This is a genomic window from uncultured Demequina sp. (assembly GCF_913055775.1).
In the GTDB taxonomy this organism is placed as follows: domain Bacteria; phylum Actinomycetota; class Actinomycetes; order Actinomycetales; family Demequinaceae; genus Demequina.
On sequence record NZ_CAJXJX010000002.1, the window covers coordinates 1 to 20,812 of the forward strand.

Sequence of the window (20,812 nt, forward strand, 5' to 3'; positions counted from 1 at the left end):
TACCCTTGTCCGGTGCCCTCCGATGTGAACTCCGCAGCGGCCGCCGACGAGCCCGCGGACAGTGTGCCCGCGGACAAGCCCGCGGCGACCGAGCCCACGGCCACCGAGCCCACGGCCACCGAGCCCAAGCAGCGCAACCGGGCGCTCGTGGCCGCGATCGTCGCCGCCGCCGTCGCCGCGGCTGTCGCGGTGGTCGCCATCGTGTTCTGGCCGCGGCCCGACGACGACGTCCAGGCGTCGGGCACGCCGTCCACGTCCCCAGCGACGCCAGCGCCGTCCACCACGCCATCGCCATCGCCTTCGGCGACCTCGTCAGAGGCGGGCATCGCGCCCGGCGAGATGGTCGTCCAGACCACGGGAGCTCCGATCGCGATCTTCGCGAACGCTGGTGACCAGGAGCCGAGCGGAGAGCTCAGCGAGTGGTCACTGTACGGGTCGCCCACGACGCTGCTGGGGTTCGACTCCGTGGAGATCGACGGCGCCATGTGGATCGAGGTCGAGGGCATCGGCGCCCCCAATCACGAGCGCTCATGGGTGCGAGCCGACGACGTGACCGTCACCTCCACAGACATGGCGATCCACATCTACCTCGACGAGCGGGAGCTGGAGCTGGTGGATGGCGCGGAGGTTGTCCTGACCAGCGCCGTGGTCATCGGGGCGGACGAATCACCCACGCCGCTCGGGACCTTCTGGGTCACGGATCCGCTGGACTTCAGCACCAACGACACCGGCGTCTACGGCGCATACGCGCTCGGGCTCAACGGCTTCTCCGAGGTCCTGGAGGAGTTCAACGGCGGGCCGCCACAGATCGCCGTGCACGGCACCAACCAGCCCGATCTCGTGGGTCAGGCGGTGTCGAACGGCTGCATCCGCGTCCCGAACGCTGTCGCGCTCGACCTGGGAGCCGCCGCTCCCGTGGGCACCCCGGTCATCGTCTCGCAGTCGCGCTCGGCCTGACGGTTCGCCGCTCCCACTCGCGAACGGGGCCTAGACCGCTCCGAACCGCTCCGCGGTCTCGCGGATCGAGCGGGCCGACGCCTCGAGCGCGGCCTCCTCGGCAGCGTCCATGGGCGTCACGGCGTGGTGCTCGATGCCGTTGCGGCCGATCACGGCGGGCAGAGACATGCAGACCTCGCCCACATTGGGGTAGTCGATGAGCGTGGAGACCGGCATGATGCGCCGCTGGTCGCCCAGCACGGCCTCCACAATGCGCGCGCCGGCCGCGCCGACCGCGTAGTTGGTCGCGCCCTTGCCCTCGATGATCGTGTAGGCGGATCGCATGACGTCGTGGTGGATCTGCTCCCGCACCTCCTCGGTCATCACGACTTCGCCGTCGCGGCCGCGCCACTCCGTGAGCGGCTGGCCACCGATCGTTGCCGAGGACCACAGCGCCACCTCGGAGTCGCCGTGCTCGCCCGCGATGTACGCGTGGACGTTGCCCACGGCCACGTCGCACTTCGCCGCGATCTGGTGGCGGAGACGCGAGGTGTCGAGCGCCGTGCCTGAGCCGAACATCTGCGCCGGATCCATACCGGACTTCTTGATCGCGGCGAGCGTCACGACGTCCACAGGGTTGGTGACGAGGATGTAGATCGCGTTCGGCGCGGCCTTGATCAACGGCGGCAGGACCTTGTCCATGAGCGAGATCGTGGCACCCGCGAGGTCCATACGCGACTGGCCGGGCTGCTGCTTGGCTCCGGCGGTGATGACCACGACGTCCGACCCCTCGACCACGCTGATGTCGTCCGATCCCAGCACCGTCGCCTCGGGCATGAACTGGATGCCCTGAGCGAGATCGAGAGCCTCCGCCTCGACCTTGGCCTTGTTGATGTCGTACAGAGCGACGGTCCGCGCGAAACCGCGCATCAGGCCTGCATAGGCCAGGGTTGCACCGACGGCGCCCGCGCCGACGATGGACACCTTCGAGGTCTTGGCTTCCACTATTCCTCCAGCAGTCGGGGTGACCTCGCCAGCCTAGCGGGACGGCCGTCACACCGCCCGGGCTGATGCCCGCCGGACCAGCGTCTACGCACACATGATCTCGGTCGCGTTCGGGTGCGCCGCGTGCCACGCATCCTCGAGGGCCCAGGCCTCGCGGTCGAGCGCACGGATGAAGGCCTCATCCTCGGGGGTCACGGGCGGCAATGGCTCGTTCCCGAGCAGGTGGATGCCACCCAGGTCGATGTCGAAGACGGCGTCACCGCCCGGTTGGGGTGTTCGCGTCGGGTCGAGGTGTGCGGGCGGGACGAAGTGCACGCGTCCGGCAGTGACGGCGACCTGCCACCCCTGGGTGTGGATGTCGTGGTGACATCGCGTGCACAGCATGACGCCGTTCTCAAGGTCGGAGCGCCCGCCCATCGCCCAGAACACGATGTGATGGGACTCGCAGTGTTCAGGCGGGGCATGACACCTGGCGCAGCCGCCGTCGCGCCCCAGCAGCGCGGTGCGTTGAGCGCCGGTGAACAGCCGTTTGCGTCTGCCCCAGTTGAGCACCGTTCCATCGCGATCGACGACTTCGGGGATGGTGCAGGCGTCGCCGGCCAGGCGCATGGCCTCGCGCGCCGAGACAGGCGTGGCGATGCCGTCGATCGAGGCCAGCCCCTCGCCGGTCGCGGCCTGCTCGCGCGTCATCCGAATGACCAGCGAGGTACGCACACCGGACTTCTGGGTGCCCTCGCAGTCCAGCGCGTGGCGGGCGAGATCGTGCAGCGCGTCGGCGCGGATCTGCCCGATCGTGCGGCGCTCGACGACCTCCCCGTCGCCAGCAGTCTCGTGGAACTGGTCCGGCCGCGACTGCTGGCGGACCTGCAGAGTGGCCATCTGCTCCAGCACCGTCAGGATCGGGGCCGCGGTGACGGCATCCATCTCACCGTGGAAGACCACCTTGCCGGTGTGGTCCTGCTTCCACCAGAAGTACCGCTGCTCGTGGTTGACCTGCTCGCGCTTGCGGTGCTCCTCGACATCGACTCTCGCGACCGCGCGTGCCACCATGCGCTTCACGCCAGCGACATTGAGCGTGCGGGCCTTGTTCACGAACCGCGTCTCGAGCTCGGTCAGCGCCTCATTCGATACCCGGCCTGCGAGCTCGTTGAGCCCCTTCACGATCGCCGCAGCGGCCTCCACCGCCAGATCCCCGACCATCTGCGCGCCCGCCACGAGCGGATACTTGGGCCGCGTCTTCGCCGCGGGCGCCTGCTGGGGTTCAGTCGAAGCCGAGGGCTCCGCGATCGGGGCGGAATTGTCCTCGATCGGCGTGAATGCATCCCCCGCCTCCACCGTCGACCGCGCGCGCGGCACCGTCCCGCCCTGAAACTTCGAGAACATCGTGGGCGCATCCCCGTGGCCCTCCCCTCGGGCGAGACCCCCACCCGGCAAGTCGGGATCCGTGCGCCGGGCCACCTCGCCGGCATAGCGGGCTTCGACCGCCCCCACCGTGCGAGACACCTTGCCCACCCACTCGAGGCGGTCCACCAGCGCCGCCCTCGACAGCCCCGAGATGTCCTCGGACGCGACAGCGCTCAGCAGCGAGACAAGCCGCTCGAGATCTGCCGTCGAAACCGTCATGGGAACATCCCACCATCGACCTCTGACATCGAGCGGCAGCCCGGCAACCCACCAGGGAGACGCGAGACCGGACGCCAGCTGCCTCCAGGCACATGGATGTGACGTCAGTGCCGAGATTCTCGCTGGTCGCGACGTCGCGCTCGGCGTACATGGCGTACATCTCGACGCGGAGGCACCACTCGTCAGCGACCATCCAGCCGCTGCGACCCATCGAGAGCTCGAACCCGCTCCCCGATGCCTGAGTGCCGAGATCGCCGCCCACGGGCCCGGGATGCCCCGGGCGCTAGAGCTTCTCGAGCGAGTTGAACCGCAGCACCAGGCGTTTCACGCCCGCGTCACCGAAGTCGACGACCGCGACCGCGTTGCGGCCCGAGCCCTCGGTGCCCACGACCTTGCCCATCCCGAACTTGTCGCTCAGCACGCGCTCGCCGGCCTCGAAGCCCACATCGCCGGCCGATGCGCCGGGCGGCGAGGGCGGCACGCGGCGGGAGCGAACGGCCCCCGCCTTGGCGTAGGTGTTGCCGTCATCGCGGTCCTGAGAGCCTCCGTAGGAGCCGCCAGATCCACCCGAGCCCCATCCCCCGGACGACCACGACGACGACCCCCTCCGGTCGGACCGCGCGCGCAGCGAGGACATCGTGGTCTCGGAGACCTTCCACTCGATGAGCTCGGACGGGATCTCCTCGCAGAAGCGCGACGCCCCGAAATACTGGGGCGCACCCCAGCTCGCGCGCATCTGCGCGCGCGTGAGGTACAGCCGCTCGCGCGCACGCGTGAGACCCACGTACGCGAGGCGGCGCTCCTCCTCCATGTCCTTGGGGGCGCCGGACTCGATGGACCGCATGTGCGGGAAGGTCCCGTCCTCCATGCCGGTGAGGAAGACGACCGGGAACTCGAGGCCCTTGGCGGTGTGCAGCGTCATCAGCGTGACCACGCCGCCGCTGCCGTCCGCGTCCGGAAGCTGGTCGGCATCGGCCACCAGAGCGACCTTCTCGAGGAAGTCCGGCAGGGTGCCGTCGGGATTCTCCTCCGAGAACTCGCGACCCACGGACACGAGCTCCATGATGTTCTCGACGCGCGACGCGTCCTGCGGGTCCTCGGAAGCGCGGTAGGCCGCAAGCATCCCGGACCGGTCAGCAATCGCGTCCAGGACGCCGGCCGGACCGTTGTCCCTCGCCAGCGCGCGGAGGTCATCCATGAGCGCGACGAACTGCTCGATCGCGCGCACCGCGCGCGCCTGCAGCCCTGCCTCCGACGCGGACCGCAACGCGACCCCGAAACTGACGGGCGCATCGGCCGTCCCCAGGCTGCGCCGCAGCCTGTCGACCGCCTCCACGGACGTATCGCCGATCGCCCGCTTGGGCGTGTTGATGATGCGCCGCGTCGCGACGTCGTCATCCTCGTTCACGACAGCCGCCAGGTAGGCGAGCATGTCCTTGATCTCCTTGCGCTCGTAGAAGCGCGTGCCGCCCACGACCTTGTACGGCACGTCCGCGCGCATGAAGCGCTCCTCGATCGCGCGGGACTGAGCGTTCGCGCGGTACATGACCGCGACATCGGCGGGCGCGACCTCGCCGGCGGCAATCAACCGCGCGATCTCGTCCGCGATGTACTGCGCCTCCTCCTGCTCGTTCTCGCCGGCGTATCCCTGGATGCGCTCCCCGGCACCGGCATCGGTCCAGAGGTTCTTGGGCGGGCGGCCCTCGTTGTTCGCGATCACCGCGTTCGCGGCGGACAGGATGTTCTGCGTCGAGCGATAGTTCTGCTCGAGGCGCACGATGTGCGCGTTGGGGTAGTCCTTCTCGAACTCCAAAATGTTCCGGATCGTGGCGCCGCGGAAGGCGTAGATGGACTGGTCCGCGTCACCCACGACGGTGAGCTCGCCGGGCGGCAGGCTGGCGTCGTCTGCGGGCCCCACGAGCTCGCGCACCAGCACGTACTGCGCGTGGTTGGTGTCCTGGTACTCGTCCACCAGGATGTGACGGAAGCGCTCGCGGTACTCGCGCGCGATCTGCGGGTTCTCCTGCAGCAGCCGCACCGTCTTCACGATGATGTCGTCGAAGTCGACGGCGTTCGCGGCCTCGAGGCGCCGCTGGTACTCGCCATACGCGCGCCCCGCCGCGTGCTCGATCGTGAACCGACTCGCCATCTCAGACCCGGCAAGTGCCGTCGCAGGGTCGATGAGCTCGTCCTTGTACGTCCCGATGCGGTTCAGCAGCGCCTTCGCCGTGAACTTCTTGGGGTCGATGTCCAGCTCCTTCATGACCAGCTTCATGAGGTTCTGGGAGTCCGCGGAGTCGTAGATCGAGAAGGTCGACTTCAGGCCGGCTGCCTCGTAGTCGCGGCGCAGGATGCGCACGCACGCACTATGGAAGGTGGCGACCCACATGTGCCGGCCCTCGGGCCCCACCAGCGCCGCCACGCGCTCGCGCATCTCCCCCGCCGCCTTGTTGGTGAAGGTGATCGCGAGGATCTCGTGCGGGCGGGCGCGACCGGACTCGAGCAGGTGGGCGATGCGATGCGTCAGCACGCGGGTCTTGCCCGACCCCGCGCCGGCGATGATCAGCAGCGCCTCGCCGTGGTGCAGGACCGCCTCCGCCTGCGAGGGATTGAGGCCCTCCACCAGCGCGGAGTGGGCGGCCGCCTGAGGGGTCGCGGGGGAGCCGTCGGAGATATCGAAGAGCGCGTCCATGACCCGACGAGTCTAGGCGGTGGGGCGGACACCCGCCGACGGTCGCGACATCCTTCCCGGCGTGCACCGCCGCCCTCAGTAGGGTCAGGCCATGCGCACGCTCGTCCCCCTCGGCTTGATCGCCGCCGCCCTCCTCGCCGGATGCTCCGCGGATGCCCCCGAGGCCGCCCAGTCGCTCGACGGCTGGGAGCCATCGGACCCCGAGATCACGGCGGTCGACTGCTCGGAGCTCCTCGAGGACTGGGATGGCGGTGCCGACGCGCCCCTGCGGTGCTGGGAGTTCGTCGAGACCGACGGGCTCACCACGCGCTTCGACCGGGTCGTCGCCGACCTCGAGGCCGGCCTCGGCGCCGCGCCCGCGGCGGACAGCCTCTGCTCGCAGGGCGTCGCCCCCGGTCGCGACATGCGCTGCTCGGCGCACTGGTCGTTCGACGACGGTCACCTCATGGTCGTCTCCGGCGTCACCATCACCGGGCTCGAGGCAGCGGTGAAGGCGGACGTCGACATCTCTGCGGCGACGCCCATCCGCCACGAGCTGACCCTCTGGACCTTGACGGACGCGCAGCTCAAGCAGAGCCTCGAGGCGGAGCGGGCGCTCGCCGAGATCGGCTAGGACGCTTGGAGCGCCACGGTCCCGTGCTTCTCGAGCGCGGCCAGCGCGGCTTCTGCCGCGGCACGCACCTCGGGCTCGTCGTCGTACTTCGCGAGCCCGAGCAGCAGTCGCCACACCTCCCGGTCGGCGGGCGCGCGGCCGGCGGTGGCGAGGATGCCGAAGCACCGTGCGACGGTCGCGCGCACCGGCGCGCGGCGGTCGGTAGACATGACCTTGAGCTGAGGAACCATCGCCGCCAGCTCGCCGATGCGCTGCTCCCGTGCCGCGGCACGCTCGGCCTTGTCGGACGGCGAGGACCCCAGGGGAGCCGATGCGACGGCCGGGTCGCGCGGAGCAGGGGCCGATGCGGCGGTCGCCTGCGGGGGACCGATCCGCGGGGCGGGGGCGCCGGCCTGGTGGTGGCCCACCCAGAACGCGAGCGCGCGCAGGCGCGCGTCCTCGTCCGTCTGACCTCCCGAGAGGCCCGCCATCGTCGCCATCCTGTCCGGGTGTGTCCGCTTCGCACCCGCTCCTGGAGGCACAAACTACCCCAAACCCTCCGGAGTGCAAGCGGTGAAGGGTATGCCGCCGCCACCGCGACTGTCGAGCGGCGCAGGTGACGTCAGACCGCGATCGGCGGCGCCTCAGACCGGCCCGCGAACGCGGGCAGGACGTGCCTCCTGATCGCCCCGAGCACCGCCGCGGCCGTGGGGGCCGGATCGGCGTTCGCATGCACCGACCATCGGACGTCGCCGGACTCGCCCGCGAGCTCGCGCAGAGGCGCGGCGAGGCCGCCCGAGGCCGTGGCGTCGTGCGCGTAGTAGACCGTCGGATTCGGCTCCTCAGGGAGAGCGGGCTCATTGGCACGCCACTGGCTCCACACCTCGCGTGGCACGGCGAGCACACCGACCTCGAAGCGCACCGCGCCCACGGTGCTCCACGCCATGGGAGCGAAGCCCACGAGTAGGTGCCACACCTCGCTCGGGAAGCGGTACTGCTCGTCGGACCCGTCGAATCCCCATCCGTACATCACGGGCTGGATCTGGCGCTCGAGCATGGCTCGGTACGTGCGCCGTGCCGTCGGCTCCGGCTCGAGCGGCGGCAGCGTGGACCTCAGTCGACGTGCCTCACTGCGTTCCCCCAGGTGCATGCTCATACGTCATCTTCTCCACATATCGCCCGTTCCGGCGAGCCGGGAGGAGAAAGTTCACCACTCTGTGACCTGGCCTTCCCGGTCGCGAATTCACACGATCCGGCGCTGAGCCGCCCAGTGGGCGAGCTCGTGGCGGTTGGTCAGCTGAAGCTTGTGGAGCACCTTGCCCACGTGCGTCTCCACCGTCTTGATCGAGATGAAGAGCTTCTCGCCCACCTCGCGATACGTGTAGCCGCGCGCGATCAGTCGCATCACCTCCTGCTCGCGAGCGGTGAGCTTGTCGAGGTCCTCATCCGCGCTCGCCACCTCCCCGCCGGCCGCACCAAAGGCGTCGAGCACGAAGCCGGCGAGGCGCGGCGAGAACACCGCGTCGCCAGACGCGACCCTCCTCACCGCATCGGACAGGTCCGGACCCGAGATCGACTTGGTCACGTACCCGCGCGCGCCTGCGCGGATCACCGATACGACGTCCTCGGCGGAGTCCGACACGGACAGCGCGAGAACCCGGGTGCCCTCCACCCGGCCCTTGATGCCCTCGAGCACGTCGATCGCGCCGCCACCCTGGCCGCCGGGCAGGTGCACGTCGAGGATCACCACCTCGGGGCGACGGTCGAGGACCTCCGCGATCGCCGACTCGACGTCGCGGGCCTCGCCGAGCACGACGATGTCGTCGTCGAGCGACTCCCGCACCCCCACCCTGATCACGTCGTGGTCGTCCACGATCACCACTGACACGCTCATCTGCGCACCTCTCTCGGCATTCTGATCGTCACTTCGGTTCGGTCGCCTCGCGCACTGCGCACCTCTGCGGTGCCGCCGTGCCGCCCCACGCGTCCCACGATCGACTGGCGAATGCCGAGCCGGTCCTCAGGCACCTCATCCGGGTCGAAGCCGGGCCCGGAATCGCGCACGAACACCTCGTACCCGTCCGCGGTGAGCTCCGCGTAGACGGAGATGGGCTGCTCGCCGTGGCGTGCGGCGTTCGAGACCGCCTCGCGCGTGGCCTGCACCGCCGCCCACAGCGCCTCGTCGGTCGGGGCGTCGCCCACGCTGACGATGTCGACAGCCACGCCGTGCACGTCCTCCACCTCGCCCACCGCGTCGGCGAGCGCGGTCGCCACAGACTCGTCGGGAGAGCGGGAGTCCTGGTAGAGGTAGGTGCGCAGGTCGCGCTCCTGCGCGCGGGCGAGCCGCGCCACCACGTCGGGATCGCTCGCGCGAGCACGAATCATGGTCAGCGTCTGGAGCACCGAGTCGTGCAGATGCGCGGCGATCTCGGCTCGCTCGTGCTCCCGAATCCGCTCCTCGCGCTCGACCGACACCTGGCGGATCAGCCGCAGCCACCAGGGCGACAGCAGCAGCCCGATGCCGACGACGACCACCGCCGGCGTGATGATGGCGCGGGCCACCGCGTTGTCCGTGAACTCCCAGGCCGCGAACCACCACAGCGCCGCGACGCCGAGCGCCAGGCCCACCAGCAGCCGGAGCCACGCATCCCGGCGGAGCATCCCCGACACGTCGAGCCGACGAGCGTCCTGGCCGAAGGCGCCGTCGAGCGGACTCCACACTAGGCCCAGCGCCGCCAGGAAGACGACGAGCGGGATCACCCACGGCGCGAGCTCCCCGGTGCCCCAGCGGTCGACCGCCATGACGCCCGCGACGATCAGCAGCGCGAGGCCGCCGAGCACGAGCCACACCGAGGGCACGCCGCGGCGGCGCGCGAGCGGGCTCGCGAGCGGCCCGTGGACGCGGCGAGCAGGCGTTTCGCTCGTGGTCATGGAGACATCGTCACACAAGGGCAGGCGGTGCCGAGGTGGTGGGGACGGATCTCAGGGGCGCTCCCGCACCAAGGTCAGGGTGTCAATCAGGGTGGTACCTCATAGCGGTGGACGGGCACCACCTCCGAGACTGGGATCAGCGCCGCACCCGTGTGCGGCACCAGGACAGACGAGGAGTGCCATGACCGACGCGCCGCAGCCCCCCAAGGAGGCCGCATTCTTCACCGCCATCCGCGGATGGCGACTGACCCGAGGCGAGCACGGCGTGCTCGGCGGCGTGGTCGAGGGTCTTGGTGAGCGTGTGGGCCTCGCTGCCGTGCCGGCGCGCCTGCTGACCGTGCTCGCGGGCTTCATCTTCCCGGGCCTGGTCCTGCTGGCCTACGCCGCCGCGTGGGGCCTGCTGCCCGATCGCCGCGGCGCGATCATCATCCAGAACTTCGGCCGCGGCGTCACCAACGTCGGGGCCCTGCTCGGGATCGGCGTCATGACGCTCCTCGGGTTCGGCGCTCTCGACTGGGGCCCCGTGTTCTCGATCTGGAACGCAGGCGACCTGTTCGACTCCGCGGGTGGAGGCGTCACCGGGCGCATCGGCAGCGTCTTCGGCGTGTTCGCCGTGCTGGTGCCGCTGGCCCTCCTCGCGGGCGTGGCCGTTCTCGTCGTGGTGCTCGTGCGTCGATCGCGCCGGGCATCCGGCAACGGCGCACCGGGTGGTCCGGGGGCCCCGGGCGCACCGGGCGCACCGGGTGCACCGGGCGCGGCTCCTGGTGCAGCAGAAGGCGCGGCGCCATCGTCCGCAGCCACCGACGACGCGGCGCACGAGAGCCCGCAGGACCCGACAACCGGCGACCCGTCGACCGACGACCCGGCAAACCCGAGCACCGCGGCCGCTGCGGCAGCGCTCGGCACTACTGCCGTCGCGGTCGGCGCCGCCGGCCAGGGGACTCCCGCTGCGCCAGCGACGGGCGCTCCTCAGCCCTGGGAGCCCGCGCTGCTTCCCGGCGACCCGCGCGCCGGCGCCGCTCCGTCCAGCCGCGCAGTCCCGCGCCCGCCGGCCAGTGCGCCTGCAGCGCCGCAGCCGGCGGCCGGCCTCGTGCCGCCGCCGCCCTCGTACTCCGCGCCGCCGCAGCCTCCGCGCCCGCCCGCGCCGCCGCGGCCGCCCCGGGTGCCCGGACCGGGCAAGGGCGCGTACCTGGCGTTCCTGGGAGTCATGGTCCTGTCTGCCGCCATCGTGTTCGGCATCATGCGCGCCGGCGAGCTCGCCGTGGCGCCGCCGCTCGCCTGGGGCGCCTGCCTGACCGTGGGCCTGGGCGCGATCCTCGTAGTCGTGGCGATCTCCGGTCGCCGGTTCGGCCTCCTGGGCTTCCTGTCCGTGGTCGCCGTCCTCGTCAGCCTGGTGCTGACCGCCAACGCGGATGAGATTCGGCGAGACTACGCAGACACCGACCAGCCGTGGGCCACCGGCGACTTCTGGGACGACGGCGCTCAGGACACCGAGCCCGACGTCGAGATGACGGAGGCCGAGGCCGAGGAGCCCTTCGACGCGACGGCCAGCTTCGTCGACGACTACTCGCGGATCTACGTGGGCGAAGGCTGCTGGGCCCTGTCCTCATCCGACGATCCCGCATCGGTCAGCGACGCGAGCGCATGGAACGGCGCCGGCCAGTCGCGCATTCGCCTCGATGGCGTCACCGAAGACGTGACGATCACCGCCGGTGCGGGTGCCACGCGCCTCGAGGTTCCCGCGGGCACAGGCGTCATCGTCACCGCCGAGGACTACGTCCACCTCGTGTGGGAGCAGCGCGACCTGGCGTGCGACGCCTGGCCGGCGGAATGGAGCGGAGCGGACTCGGCGTCCGACCCGACCGAACAGCTCCGCGCCACCAATCCGGGCGAACCGGTCGTCACGATCGCCGCCACCGGCGAGAGCGCCGCCGTCTTCATCGAGGAGGTCCAGCCATGATCACCACCGCAGAGCCGCGCCGTCGCGCGGGGCAGAGGATCGCATCGGCCGTCTGGGGACTGCTCGTCGCCGGGGCGGGCGGCCTCCTCATCGCCGCGTTCTCCGGATACGACATCGACCTCGAGCTGGCGGCGATCATCACGCTCGGCGCCGTCGGAGGGTGGCTGCTGCTCGCCGGCATGCTGCGCGGCCTCGGCCGCCAGCGCGACGTCCGTGCCGCCACGACGCCGGTGGTCGAGGAGCCGATGCGCGCCACGCCGCCGAGCGATGACGCGCCCGACGACTCCACGGAGGGCTCGGACGACACAGACGCGTCGCTCGAGGACGCAGGCGAGGCCTCCGGAGACGGGCCCGGCGCCGACGATCAGCCGAAGGGCTGACCTCGGCCCGCCCGCCTCACTCCCACTCGATGGTGCCCGGCGGCTTGCTCGTGACGTCGAGCGTCACGCGGTTGACCTCGGGCACCTCGTTGGTGATGCGGTTCGAGATGTGCGCGAGCACCTCGTACGGCAGGCGTGACCAGTCCGCGGTCATCGCGTCCTCCGAGGACACCGGTCGCAGCACGATCGGGTGGCCGTAGGTGCGGCCGTCACCCTGCACGCCCACGGAGCGAACGTCGGCCAGCAGCACCACCGGGCACTGCCAGATCTCCTGGTCCAGCCCGGCCTTCGTGAGCTCCTCGCGCGCGATCGCGTCCGCCCGGCGGAGCGTCTCGAGCCGATCCCACGTGACCTCACCGATGATGCGGATGCCGAGGCCCGGACCCGGGAACGGCTGCCGGCCGACGATGTCCTCGGGGATGCCGAGCTCGCGACCCACCGCGCGGACCTCGTCCTTGAACAGCGTGCGCAGGGGCTCGACGAGCGAGAACTGCAGGTCGTCGGGCAGGCCCCCCACGTTGTGGTGGCTCTTGATGTTCGCGGCGCCCTCGCCGCCACCCGACTCGACCACGTCCGGGTACAGCGTGCCCTGGACCAGGAACTCGACCTGCTCGCCGTGAGCGCCGGCCTCCTCGACCACCTGACGCGCGGCGTCCTCGAACACGCGGATGAACTCGCGCCCGATGATCTTGCGCTTCTCCTCGGGCTCCGACACGCCCGCGAGCGCGCTGAGGAACCGCTCCTTCTCGTCGCGGATGATCAGCCGGACTCCCGTCGAGGCGACGAAGTCCTTCTCGATCTGCTCGACCTCGCCAGCCCGCATGAGGCCGTGGTCGACGTGGATGCACGTGAGCTGATCGCCCACCGCGCGCTGCACGATGGCGGCCGCGACCGCCGAGTCCACGCCGCCGGACAGCGCGCAGATCACCCGCTTGTCGCCCACCTGCGCGCGGATGCGCTCGACCTGCTCGTCGATGACGTTCTCGCTGGTCCAGTCGGGCTCGAGCCCGGCCACCTCGTAGAGGAAGTTCTCGATCGCGGCCTGGCCCAGCGGCGAGTGCTTGACCTCGGGGTGCCACTGGGTCCCGCACATGCGCAGCTCGAGGTTCTCGAACGCGGCGACGGGGGCGCCCTCGGTCGTGGCGAGGACGCGGAAGCCCTCCGGCGCAGCGTGCACGGCGTCGCCGTGACTCATCCACACCTGCTGCTCGGCCGGGCTTCCCGCGAGAGCCGTGCCCGCATCGGCCACCGTTGCCGTGGTGCGCCCATACTCGCGCAGACCGGTCTGCGCGACCGTGCCACCCAGGGCGGCGGCCATCGCCTGGAAGCCGTAGCAGATCCCCATCACGGGGACCCCGGCAGCGAACAGCGCGCGGTCCACGGAGGGGGCGCCGTCGGCGTAGACCGACGACGGTCCACCCGACAGGATGATCGCCGCCGGATCCTTGGCGAGCATGTCCTCGACGCTCATCGAGTGCGGCACGATCTCCGAGTACACGCTCGCCTCGCGCACGCGGCGGGCGATGAGCTGGGCGTACTGGGCGCCGAAGTCGACGACCAGGACGGGGCGGTGCTGAGTCGGGCTCACGCTCATCCTTCCTGGGACTGGGACGCGCGGACCTCGGTGGTCACGCGGCGCTCGATGACGAAGGACAGCACCGGCACGATGCCGCCCAGGAACATGGTCGCGAGGCGTCCGTAGCCCCACCGCGCCTGCATCCACAGCTGCAGGACCGTCGCGACGTAGACGATGTAGACGAAGCCGTGGACCTGCGCGAGGATCCCGAGCCCGGTCTCGACGCTCTCGGTGGCCTCGAAGACCCCCACGTAGCGCAGCATTCCGGCGAAGACGACGATGAGCAGCACGCCGGTGACGATCGCCATCACGCGGTAGCGCAGCAGGGCGCCTGCAGTCACGGCCGATGCGCGGGTCGAGGGCGCGCTCTGGGCGGCTTCCGGAGCGGTCGAGTCGGCTGCGGGTTCGGTCACGCGGATCCTCCGTGGGGCTCGTCTGGCGCGGCAGCCGCGTCGGACGCGGGCGCTGCCCGCCCATTGTCGCGTATCCACCGTGCCGAGATGAACACGAAGAACGCGCCGAACAGCCACCACTCGAGCGCGTACGTCAGCGAACGGAAGTCGAGGCTGCACTCGGGCTCCGGCGACGGGAGCGCCCGCGTGCCCTGCTCCGCCTCGGACGAGGCGAGAAGCGCCGAGTACAGCGGGCTCTCCCACGTCTGGGCGAGCACGGCGGGGGACAGCCCCGACGACCAGAAGGCCCCGTCGGGCGGCGCCTGCTCAGGCGGGGCCACCGGCGCGGCGCCCTCGCTCGACTGGAGGTAGCCCTCGACCCTGGACGCCTGCCCAGCAGCGGTGTCGAACGCGTCGACGTCCTCGGGCGCGAGCCACCCCACGATCACGGGGAGCGTCGCCTCCTGCCCCGTGCCGGACGCGTCGGCGCTGACCCGGAACGCGCGGACCACCAGCACGGCCGCCTCGCCGTCGACCTCGCGGTCGGGAACCAGCGCCACGTCCTCGTCGGCCCACTCCCCTTCCGTCCACACCGCCCGGCCGATGCCGGGTCCGGCGTTCGAGGCCGGTTCGACGATCGCCGCGATGGGCACGGCCGGGTCCGGGCTGCGCACCTCGCCCTGCTCCGACGCGCGGTTCCACTGCCACAGGCCCAGGGCACCGCAGACCACGAACGCGGCCGTCGCCAGCGCCAGCGCCGGCGCGACACGGGACCAGCGGACACGGGCGGGCGCGGCCTCGGGTCGTCCTGTCATGAGCCTCGGCGGCGCGAGCGCGGCTCTGAGGGCTGTGGCGCGGAGGCCTTGACCACGCTGACGCGATCGCGGCCCGCGGTCTTGGCCTGGTAGAGAGCGTCGTCCGCGCGCCGGATCGCGTGGTCGGCCGTGCCCTCGTAGTCGCCGTCGGTGAGACCGATCGACACCGTGATCGCGAGCTCGTGGCCGTCGCACGCGATGGGCTCCGCACCCACCTTCGAGCGCACCCTCTCCATCATGATGGTCGCGTCGCCCAGGGTGGCCTCGGGCAGGACGAAGATGAACTCCTCACCGCCCCAGCGTCCCACAGTGTCGGACACCCTCAGGCACCCGCGAAGTCGAGCGCCCACCTCCGCCAGGACCCGATCGCCCACTGCGTGACCGTAGGTGTCGTTGATCGCCTTGAAGTGGTCGAGGTCCGCGATCGCGAGCGAGTATCGCTCGCCGCCGGGCATGCTGAGCAGCTCGAGCCGCTCCATCACGGGTCGGCGAGTCGCGAGGCCAGTGAGCGCGTCGGTGTTCGCGAGGTACTCGGCGCGAGCCGCGTTCTCGGCCGCCTCGGCGCGGGCCTGCTCGCCGCGGAAGTGACCGAACGCGGCAAGGAAGAAGAGCATGGCGGCCGTCAGCACGGCGTTGACGGACAGCAGTGCGTTGAGCAGCACCTCCGGCATGTGTCCGCGCCCCTCGGAGGCCGGCATGGTGAACTGCGCGAACAGGAAGGCCGCAAGCGCGGCGGCGGCGTACAGCCAGCGCAGTGCGCGCTGGCGGTCCGTGAACACCAGGAACACCAGTTGGGCGGCCAGCAGCAGGTAGAGGTGGAGCCCCGCCTCCCATCCCACCCACCACGTGACGGTGAGCAGCTGCACGATCGCGGTCGTCAGCATCGTGAGCACGGCGCCCAGCTGGCGACCCAGGCGTGCGAGCAGGATGACGAGCACGTACAGGATGGAGAAGCCCAGGTTCATCGCGACCAGGCCCGCGAATGTCGTGAAGTCGTAGGTGATGAAGAACGCCGTGTAGGACAGCGTGATGATGAGGCCGAACACCGCGATCGCGTGCGTGGTCGAGACCGCCCGGCCGGCATCCCCGCCGAGCCTGCCGATCCGACGGTCGAACAGCCGTCCGGCCACGTCGGTCAGGTGGCGCCCGCCGTCGGCGGCGCCAGGCCGTGCCCCCATGGTTCTCCTCCCCTGCCGCAGCACGCAGATGCCCCCGCACCCCGCGTCCCCCTCACTGCAGCATCACCAGCCTACCGAGGAGCCGGCACCGCCACGGTCGACGCCCGCGCTCGTGGGCTGGCGCCGGCGCCGGTTCAGCCCCGTCGCTGTGGAGTGAGGGACGCACCCACCACGATGTTGCGTCCCGAGGCCTTCGCGTCGTAGAGCTTGGCGTCGGCAAGACGGAGGACCTCGTCCTTGCTCGTGTACCGGGGCGCATGCGCGACGCCCACGGAGATGGTCACGCGCTCGAGCACGCCGTCGGACCGGTACTCGGTCTCGAGCGCCTTGCGCGCCTCGTCCATGAACGCCACCGCCTCGTCGAGCTCCATCCCGGGGAGCACCACCAGGAACTCCTCGCCGCCCCAGCGCGCCACGGTGCCCCGATCGCCCACCGAGGCCACCAGCGTTCTCGCGACGTTCGACAGCACCACGTCGCCCGCGCCATGCCCCAGGCGGTCGTTGATGCGCTTGAAGCGGTCGAGGTCCGCGAGCGCCACGCAGTACGTGCCCGCTCGCGCGGTCTGGGAGAGCACCGGGGAGACGCCGCGACGGTTGTACACCTCGGTGAGCGAATCCGTCCGCGCGGCAATCTCCGCCTCATCGAGCAGGCGCTCGTTGCGGCGGCGCTCGCGCACGAAGAAGTAGTTGTTGAACCACGCCAGCGTGGACACGATCACGACCACCAGGATCACGTTCGCCACCGCGAAGCCGCGGAGATGACCGTCGCTGACTGACGCCTCTCCGGAGTCGAACGCGGACCCCCCGTAGGTCCACAGCAGGGCGCCCGTGGCGAGAACCGTCATGACCAGGCCGCCGAGCCACTCCTGCGGGGTGAAGACCACGAACGCGATCGCGCCGACCGTGAGCAGCGGAAGCTGGAAACCAGCGTCGATCGAGAACACCGAGGCGAGGAACGTGAACTGGGCGATGGGAACCAGCAGCCCGCTCAGAGTCGCGGACAGGTACAGCCGGCGGCGGTTCAGGTCGATGCAGATCACCCAGACGCACACCATCGTGAGGTGGGTCAGGCCGGCGGCCGCGGTGACGGGCGGATCCGCGAGGGCGATGACGATCGCCCAGGGCAGGGACACGATCGCACTCACGAGGAAAAAGCGATTGGCGGCCATCACTGACCGCGCGCGCATCCTGTCGAGCGGCGTGACACCGGCGTTCACGACGCCGATGACGGCGCGGGAGAACGGCACGCGTGCTCGCTTCGCGGTCATATCGCGCCCTCGGGTTCGGCTACGGCGATGGATCGCCCCAGGGTGACTCGACGCTTCCCCCCGGGCGCCACTCCCCCGGCTGCAGGGAGCGGGTCGAGTCTAGGACAGCCCGCTGACCTGGGGGAACGAACAGTGGTACGCCTCACATCTGCATGCAAGCACAGGAATCGCGCCGGAGCCGGCAGGACTTCCGTCGCAGGCACGACTTCGCGCTGCGTGGAAGGATGGTCGCGTGGCACAGAGCATCTACATCGCGTCCGCAGAGGGCGACAGCGGCAAGTCGACGGTGGCACTGGGCGTCATGGCCCTGCTGGCCAGAACTGTGGGCCGGGTGGGGGTGTTCCGCCCCGTCGCGCGAGTCGCGGACGGCTCGGACTACGTGCTGAACCTCCTGCTCGGCCACGAGTCCGTCGACCTCACCTATGAGGAGGCCGTCGGCGTCACATACGAGGACGTCTTCCGCGACCCCGACCGCGCGCTCACCACGATCGTGCAGCGTTACCACGACGTGGAGCGCCAGTGCGATGCGGTCGTCATCGTGGGCACGGACTACACCGACATCTCCGGCGCAGCCGAGTTCGAGTTCAACGCGCGGATCGCCGCGAACCTGGGCGCGCCGGTCGCCCTCGTGGTGCACGGACGCGATCGCACGCCTCGGGAGATCTCCCGCGTCATCGAGCAGGCGTGCGCCGAGCTCGAGGAGCATCACGCCCGCGTGGCGGCGGTGTTCGCCAACCGCTGCGATGCCGCGCAGGTCGACCAGATTCGCGAAGCGATGCCGAGCGGCATCGGGATGGGCGCGCTGCCCGAGGACCCCGTGCTGGTCGCGCCGCTGCTGTCCGCGCTCGTGGAGGCGGTCGACGGCACGGTGCTCGCGGGCGACGAGGCGCTGCTGTCGCGCGAGGTGAGAGACGTCCTCGTGGGCGCGATGAACCCGGAGCACCTGCTGGAGCACCTGGTCGAGGGCGCCGTCGTGATCACCCCGGGCGACCGGACCGACGCACTGCTGACCTTGCTCTCCGCGCACGCCGCCGAGGGATTCCCGTCCCTCGCGGGGATCATCCTCAACGGCGGCTTCGCGGCGCCCGAGCCTGTCCGGCGGCTGGTCGAGGGTCTGAGCCCCACCCTGCCCATCATCCACACGGAGCTCGGCACCTATCAGACCGCTCGCCGCTCCTGGAGCACGCGCGGACGCCTGTCCCGAGAGTCACAGCTCAAGGTGGACCTCGCGCTGTCGATGTTCGAGCGCCACGTGGACACCGAGGCGCTCACCGCCCTGCTCGACGTCGCCAAGACCGACGTCGTCACCCCGCTGATGTTCGAGTACGGCCTGCTCGACCGTGCCCGCCAGGACAAGAAGCGCATCGTCCTGCCCGAGGGCAACGACGATCGCATCCTGCGCGCCGCATCGAGCCTCCTCACGCGGCAGGTGGTGGACCTGACCATCCTGGGTGATGAACAGGCGATCCGCGCGAGGGCTGCGGAGCTGGGTCTCGAGATCGACGCCGCCCAGATCATCAGCCCCAGCGACCCCGAGCACGTCGAGCGCTTCGCCCAGCACTACTACGAGCTGAGGAAGCACAAGGGCGCGACCCTCGACGCCGCGCATGACCGCGTCCAGGACGTCAGCTTCTTCGGGACGATGATGGTGCAGGAGGGGCTCGCGGACGGCATGGTGTCCGGCGCGGCGCACACCACGGCTCACACGATCATCCCGTCGTTCCAGATCATCAAGACCACGCCGGGAGTCGGCATCGTCTCCTCGGTCTTCCTCATGTGCCTGTCCGACCGCGTGCTCGTGTACGGCGACTGCGCCGTCAACCCCGATCCCACCGCCGAGCAGCTCGCGGACATCGCGATCTCCTCGGCCGAGACCGCGCGTCAGTTCGACATCGAGCCGCGCGTCGCGATGCTGTCGTACTCGACTGGCGAGTCCGGATCGGGAGACGACGTCGACAAGGTCCGCGAGGCCACGCGGATCGTCCGCGAGCGCCGCCCTGACCTGGTGGTGGACGGGCCCATGCAGTACGACGCCGCGGTCGAGCCCTCAGTCGCCGCCAAGAAGGCGCCCGACTCGCCCGTCGCCGGGCGCGCGACCGTGCTGGTCTTCCCGGACCTCAACACGGGAAACAACACCTACAAGGCCGTGCAGCGCTCGGCGGGAGCCGTCGCGGTCGGCCCGGTCCTGCAGGGCCTGCGCAAGCCCGTGAACGACCTCTCGCGCGGCGCTCTGGTCCAGGACATCGTGAACACCGTCGCCATTACCGCCATCCAGGCGCAGTCGATCGACTCAGACAAGGAGAACGCGTGAGCGTCAACGACGTGGGCCTGGCACTGGTCCTCAACTGCGGTTCCAGCTCGGTGAAGTACCAGGTGGTCGACACCGCTCAGGACGAACCCCTCGCGGTCGGCCTCATCGAGCGCGTCACCCACCACGGCGACGCCATCCGCGAGATCATCGCGTCGCTCTCCGCGCCGGAATCGGGAGTCGACCTCGACCGTCTCGACGTGGTGGGCCACCGCGTGGTCCAGGGAGGCGCGGAGTTCTCCGCCCCGGCGATCATCGATGACGAGGTCGAGAGGCAGATCGCGCTGCTGTCGACGCTCGCGCCGCTGCACAACCCCCCGAACCTCGCGGGGATCACCGCCGCTCGCGAGGCGTTCCCTCACCTGCCCCACGTGGCCGTCTTCGACACCGCCTTCCACGCGACGCTTCCCGAGGCCGCGTACACGTACGCGATCGACCGCAGGGTCGCGGCCGAGTACGGCGTGCGCCGCTACGGCTTCCACGGCACCTCCCACAGCTACGTCTCGCGCGAGACTGCGCGACTCATGGGTCGCGACCCGGCGGACATGTCGATGATCGTGCTGCACCTGGGCAACGGCGCCTCCGCCTGCGCGGTGCAGGGCGGCCATTCGGTCGACACCTCGATGGGACTCACCCCTCTCGAGGGTCTGGTGATGGGCACGCGTTCGGGCGACATCGACCCCGCCGTCACGCTTCATCTGGCCCGCACGGCCGGCATGTCGATCGATGAGGTCGATGCGCTGCTGAACCGGCAGTCCGGGATGATCGGCCTCACCGGTTACTCGGACATGCGGGACGTGCACGCGGCCGCAGACCAGGGCGCGCACGACGCCGCAGTGGGGCTCGCGGTGTACTGCCGCCGCATTCGGGGCTACGTGGGCGCGTACTTCGCGCAGATGGGATCGCTCGACGCGATCGCCTTCACCGCGGGCGTGGGAGAGAACGACGACGTCGTCCGCCTGGAGTCGCTGCGGGGCCTCGAGGCGCTCGGCATCGTGATCGACCCCGGACGCAACGCCGGCCGCAAGAAGCAGGCGACCCTCATCAGCGCGGACGAATCGAAGGTCCAGGTCTGGGTGGTTCCCACCAACGAGGAGCGCGAGATCGCGCTGCAGTCGGTGGCCTCCGTCACATGAGTCGAGGGGTGTGAGAAACG

Annotated in this window: 19 protein-coding genes; 7 read left to right on the forward strand and 12 right to left on the reverse strand. The window is 70.7% G+C overall.

Annotated elements, in window-relative coordinates:
* Nucleotides 1–12: 12 nt before the first annotated feature.
* Entirely contained in the window at nucleotides 13–957 is a 945-nt protein-coding gene (locus QZ483_RS00240; protein WP_297080845.1) for a L,D-transpeptidase, read from the forward strand.
* Between the two features lie 30 nt (nucleotides 958–987).
* Here QZ483_RS00240 and QZ483_RS00245 read toward each other — a convergent pair whose 3' ends face one another.
* Together QZ483_RS00245 and QZ483_RS00250 are read right to left on the reverse strand one after the other, a co-directional pair.
* Complete coding sequence (locus tag QZ483_RS00245) at nucleotides 988–1,941, reverse strand: L-lactate dehydrogenase (RefSeq protein ID WP_297080847.1); 954 nt, start codon at nucleotides 1,939–1,941, stop codon at nucleotides 988–990.
* 84 nt (nucleotides 1,942–2,025) lie between these two features.
* Nucleotides 2,026–3,564, reverse strand: coding sequence for an HNH endonuclease signature motif containing protein (locus QZ483_RS00250; protein ID WP_297080849.1), 1,539 nt, complete (start codon nucleotides 3,562–3,564; stop codon nucleotides 2,026–2,028).
* A 107-nt stretch (nucleotides 3,565–3,671) separates the two neighbouring features.
* Here QZ483_RS00250 and QZ483_RS00255 point away from each other — a divergent pair, with 107 nt between their 5' ends.
* Nucleotides 3,672–3,806 (forward strand): hypothetical protein, encoded by a 135-nt coding sequence (locus tag QZ483_RS00255; RefSeq protein ID WP_297080851.1) that lies wholly within the window; start codon nucleotides 3,672–3,674, stop codon nucleotides 3,804–3,806.
* 41 nt (nucleotides 3,807–3,847) lie between these two features.
* On the opposite strand, the gene QZ483_RS00260 is transcribed toward QZ483_RS00255, so the two are convergent.
* Complete coding sequence (locus QZ483_RS00260; protein ID WP_297080853.1) at nucleotides 3,848–6,256, reverse strand: UvrD-helicase domain-containing protein; 2,409 nt, start codon at nucleotides 6,254–6,256, stop codon at nucleotides 3,848–3,850.
* Between the two features lie 91 nt (nucleotides 6,257–6,347).
* Here QZ483_RS00260 and QZ483_RS00265 point away from each other — a divergent pair, with 91 nt between their 5' ends.
* Nucleotides 6,348–6,869, forward strand: coding sequence for a hypothetical protein (locus tag QZ483_RS00265; protein ID WP_297080855.1), 522 nt, complete (start codon nucleotides 6,348–6,350; stop codon nucleotides 6,867–6,869).
* Here QZ483_RS00265 and QZ483_RS00270 read toward each other — a convergent pair.
* The 4 genes from QZ483_RS00270 to QZ483_RS00285 form a co-directional block, all read right to left on the reverse strand.
* Nucleotides 6,866–7,339, reverse strand: a complete 474-nt coding sequence (locus QZ483_RS00270; RefSeq protein ID WP_297080857.1) for a hypothetical protein — start codon at nucleotides 7,337–7,339, stop codon at nucleotides 6,866–6,868. The two genes, QZ483_RS00265 and QZ483_RS00270, sit on opposite strands and share 4 nt — an antisense overlap.
* 131 nt (nucleotides 7,340–7,470) lie before the next feature.
* Nucleotides 7,471–8,004, reverse strand: coding sequence for a hypothetical protein (locus tag QZ483_RS00275; RefSeq protein ID WP_297080859.1), 534 nt, complete (start codon nucleotides 8,002–8,004; stop codon nucleotides 7,471–7,473).
* An 87-nt stretch (nucleotides 8,005–8,091) separates the two neighbouring features.
* Complete coding sequence (locus tag QZ483_RS00280; RefSeq protein WP_297080861.1) at nucleotides 8,092–8,742, reverse strand: response regulator transcription factor; 651 nt, start codon at nucleotides 8,740–8,742, stop codon at nucleotides 8,092–8,094.
* A complete protein-coding gene (locus tag QZ483_RS00285) occupies nucleotides 8,739–9,779 on the reverse strand; it encodes a sensor histidine kinase (protein ID WP_297080863.1) in 1,041 nt (346 codons plus the stop codon). Before QZ483_RS00285 ends, QZ483_RS00280 begins: the two co-directional genes overlap by 4 nt.
* A gap of 181 nt (nucleotides 9,780–9,960) precedes the next feature.
* Here QZ483_RS00285 and QZ483_RS00290 point away from each other — a divergent pair, with 181 nt between their 5' ends.
* Complete coding sequence (locus QZ483_RS00290; RefSeq protein WP_297080866.1) at nucleotides 9,961–11,739, forward strand: PspC domain-containing protein; 1,779 nt, start codon at nucleotides 9,961–9,963, stop codon at nucleotides 11,737–11,739.
* Nucleotides 11,736–12,119: a hypothetical protein gene (locus QZ483_RS00295; protein ID WP_297080868.1), complete on the forward strand. Its 384-nt coding sequence runs from the start codon at nucleotides 11,736–11,738 to the stop codon at nucleotides 12,117–12,119. The genes QZ483_RS00290 and QZ483_RS00295 overlap by 4 nt, the downstream gene beginning before the upstream one ends.
* A gap of 16 nt (nucleotides 12,120–12,135) precedes the next feature.
* Here QZ483_RS00295 and guaA read toward each other — a convergent pair whose 3' ends face one another.
* From guaA to QZ483_RS00320, 5 genes are all read right to left on the reverse strand, one after another.
* Entirely contained in the window at nucleotides 12,136–13,713 is a 1,578-nt protein-coding gene (gene guaA, locus QZ483_RS00300) for a glutamine-hydrolyzing GMP synthase (protein WP_297080870.1), read from the reverse strand.
* Nucleotides 13,710–14,108, reverse strand: a complete 399-nt coding sequence (locus tag QZ483_RS00305; protein ID WP_297080871.1) for a DUF3817 domain-containing protein — start codon at nucleotides 14,106–14,108, stop codon at nucleotides 13,710–13,712. Before QZ483_RS00305 ends, guaA begins: the two co-directional genes overlap by 4 nt.
* Nucleotides 14,105–14,902 (reverse strand): SURF1 family protein, encoded by a 798-nt coding sequence (locus tag QZ483_RS00310; RefSeq protein ID WP_297080873.1) that lies wholly within the window; start codon nucleotides 14,900–14,902, stop codon nucleotides 14,105–14,107. The genes QZ483_RS00305 and QZ483_RS00310 overlap by 4 nt, the downstream gene beginning before the upstream one ends.
* Complete coding sequence (locus tag QZ483_RS00315) at nucleotides 14,899–16,080, reverse strand: diguanylate cyclase (RefSeq protein ID WP_297080875.1); 1,182 nt, start codon at nucleotides 16,078–16,080, stop codon at nucleotides 14,899–14,901. The genes QZ483_RS00310 and QZ483_RS00315 overlap by 4 nt, the downstream gene beginning before the upstream one ends.
* Before the next feature lie 134 nt (nucleotides 16,081–16,214).
* Complete coding sequence (locus QZ483_RS00320) at nucleotides 16,215–17,348, reverse strand: diguanylate cyclase (protein ID WP_297080877.1); 1,134 nt, start codon at nucleotides 17,346–17,348, stop codon at nucleotides 16,215–16,217.
* Between the two features lie 232 nt (nucleotides 17,349–17,580).
* On the opposite strand from QZ483_RS00320, the gene pta reads away from it, so the two are divergent.
* Nucleotides 17,581–19,659, forward strand: a complete 2,079-nt coding sequence (gene pta, locus QZ483_RS00325) for a phosphate acetyltransferase (protein WP_297080878.1) — start codon at nucleotides 17,581–17,583, stop codon at nucleotides 19,657–19,659.
* On the forward strand, nucleotides 19,656–20,792 hold the full coding sequence (locus QZ483_RS00330; protein ID WP_297080880.1) for an acetate/propionate family kinase: 1,137 nt from the start codon (nucleotides 19,656–19,658) through the stop codon (nucleotides 20,790–20,792). The genes pta and QZ483_RS00330 overlap by 4 nt, the downstream gene beginning before the upstream one ends.
* Nucleotides 20,793–20,812: the final 20 nt, after the last annotated feature.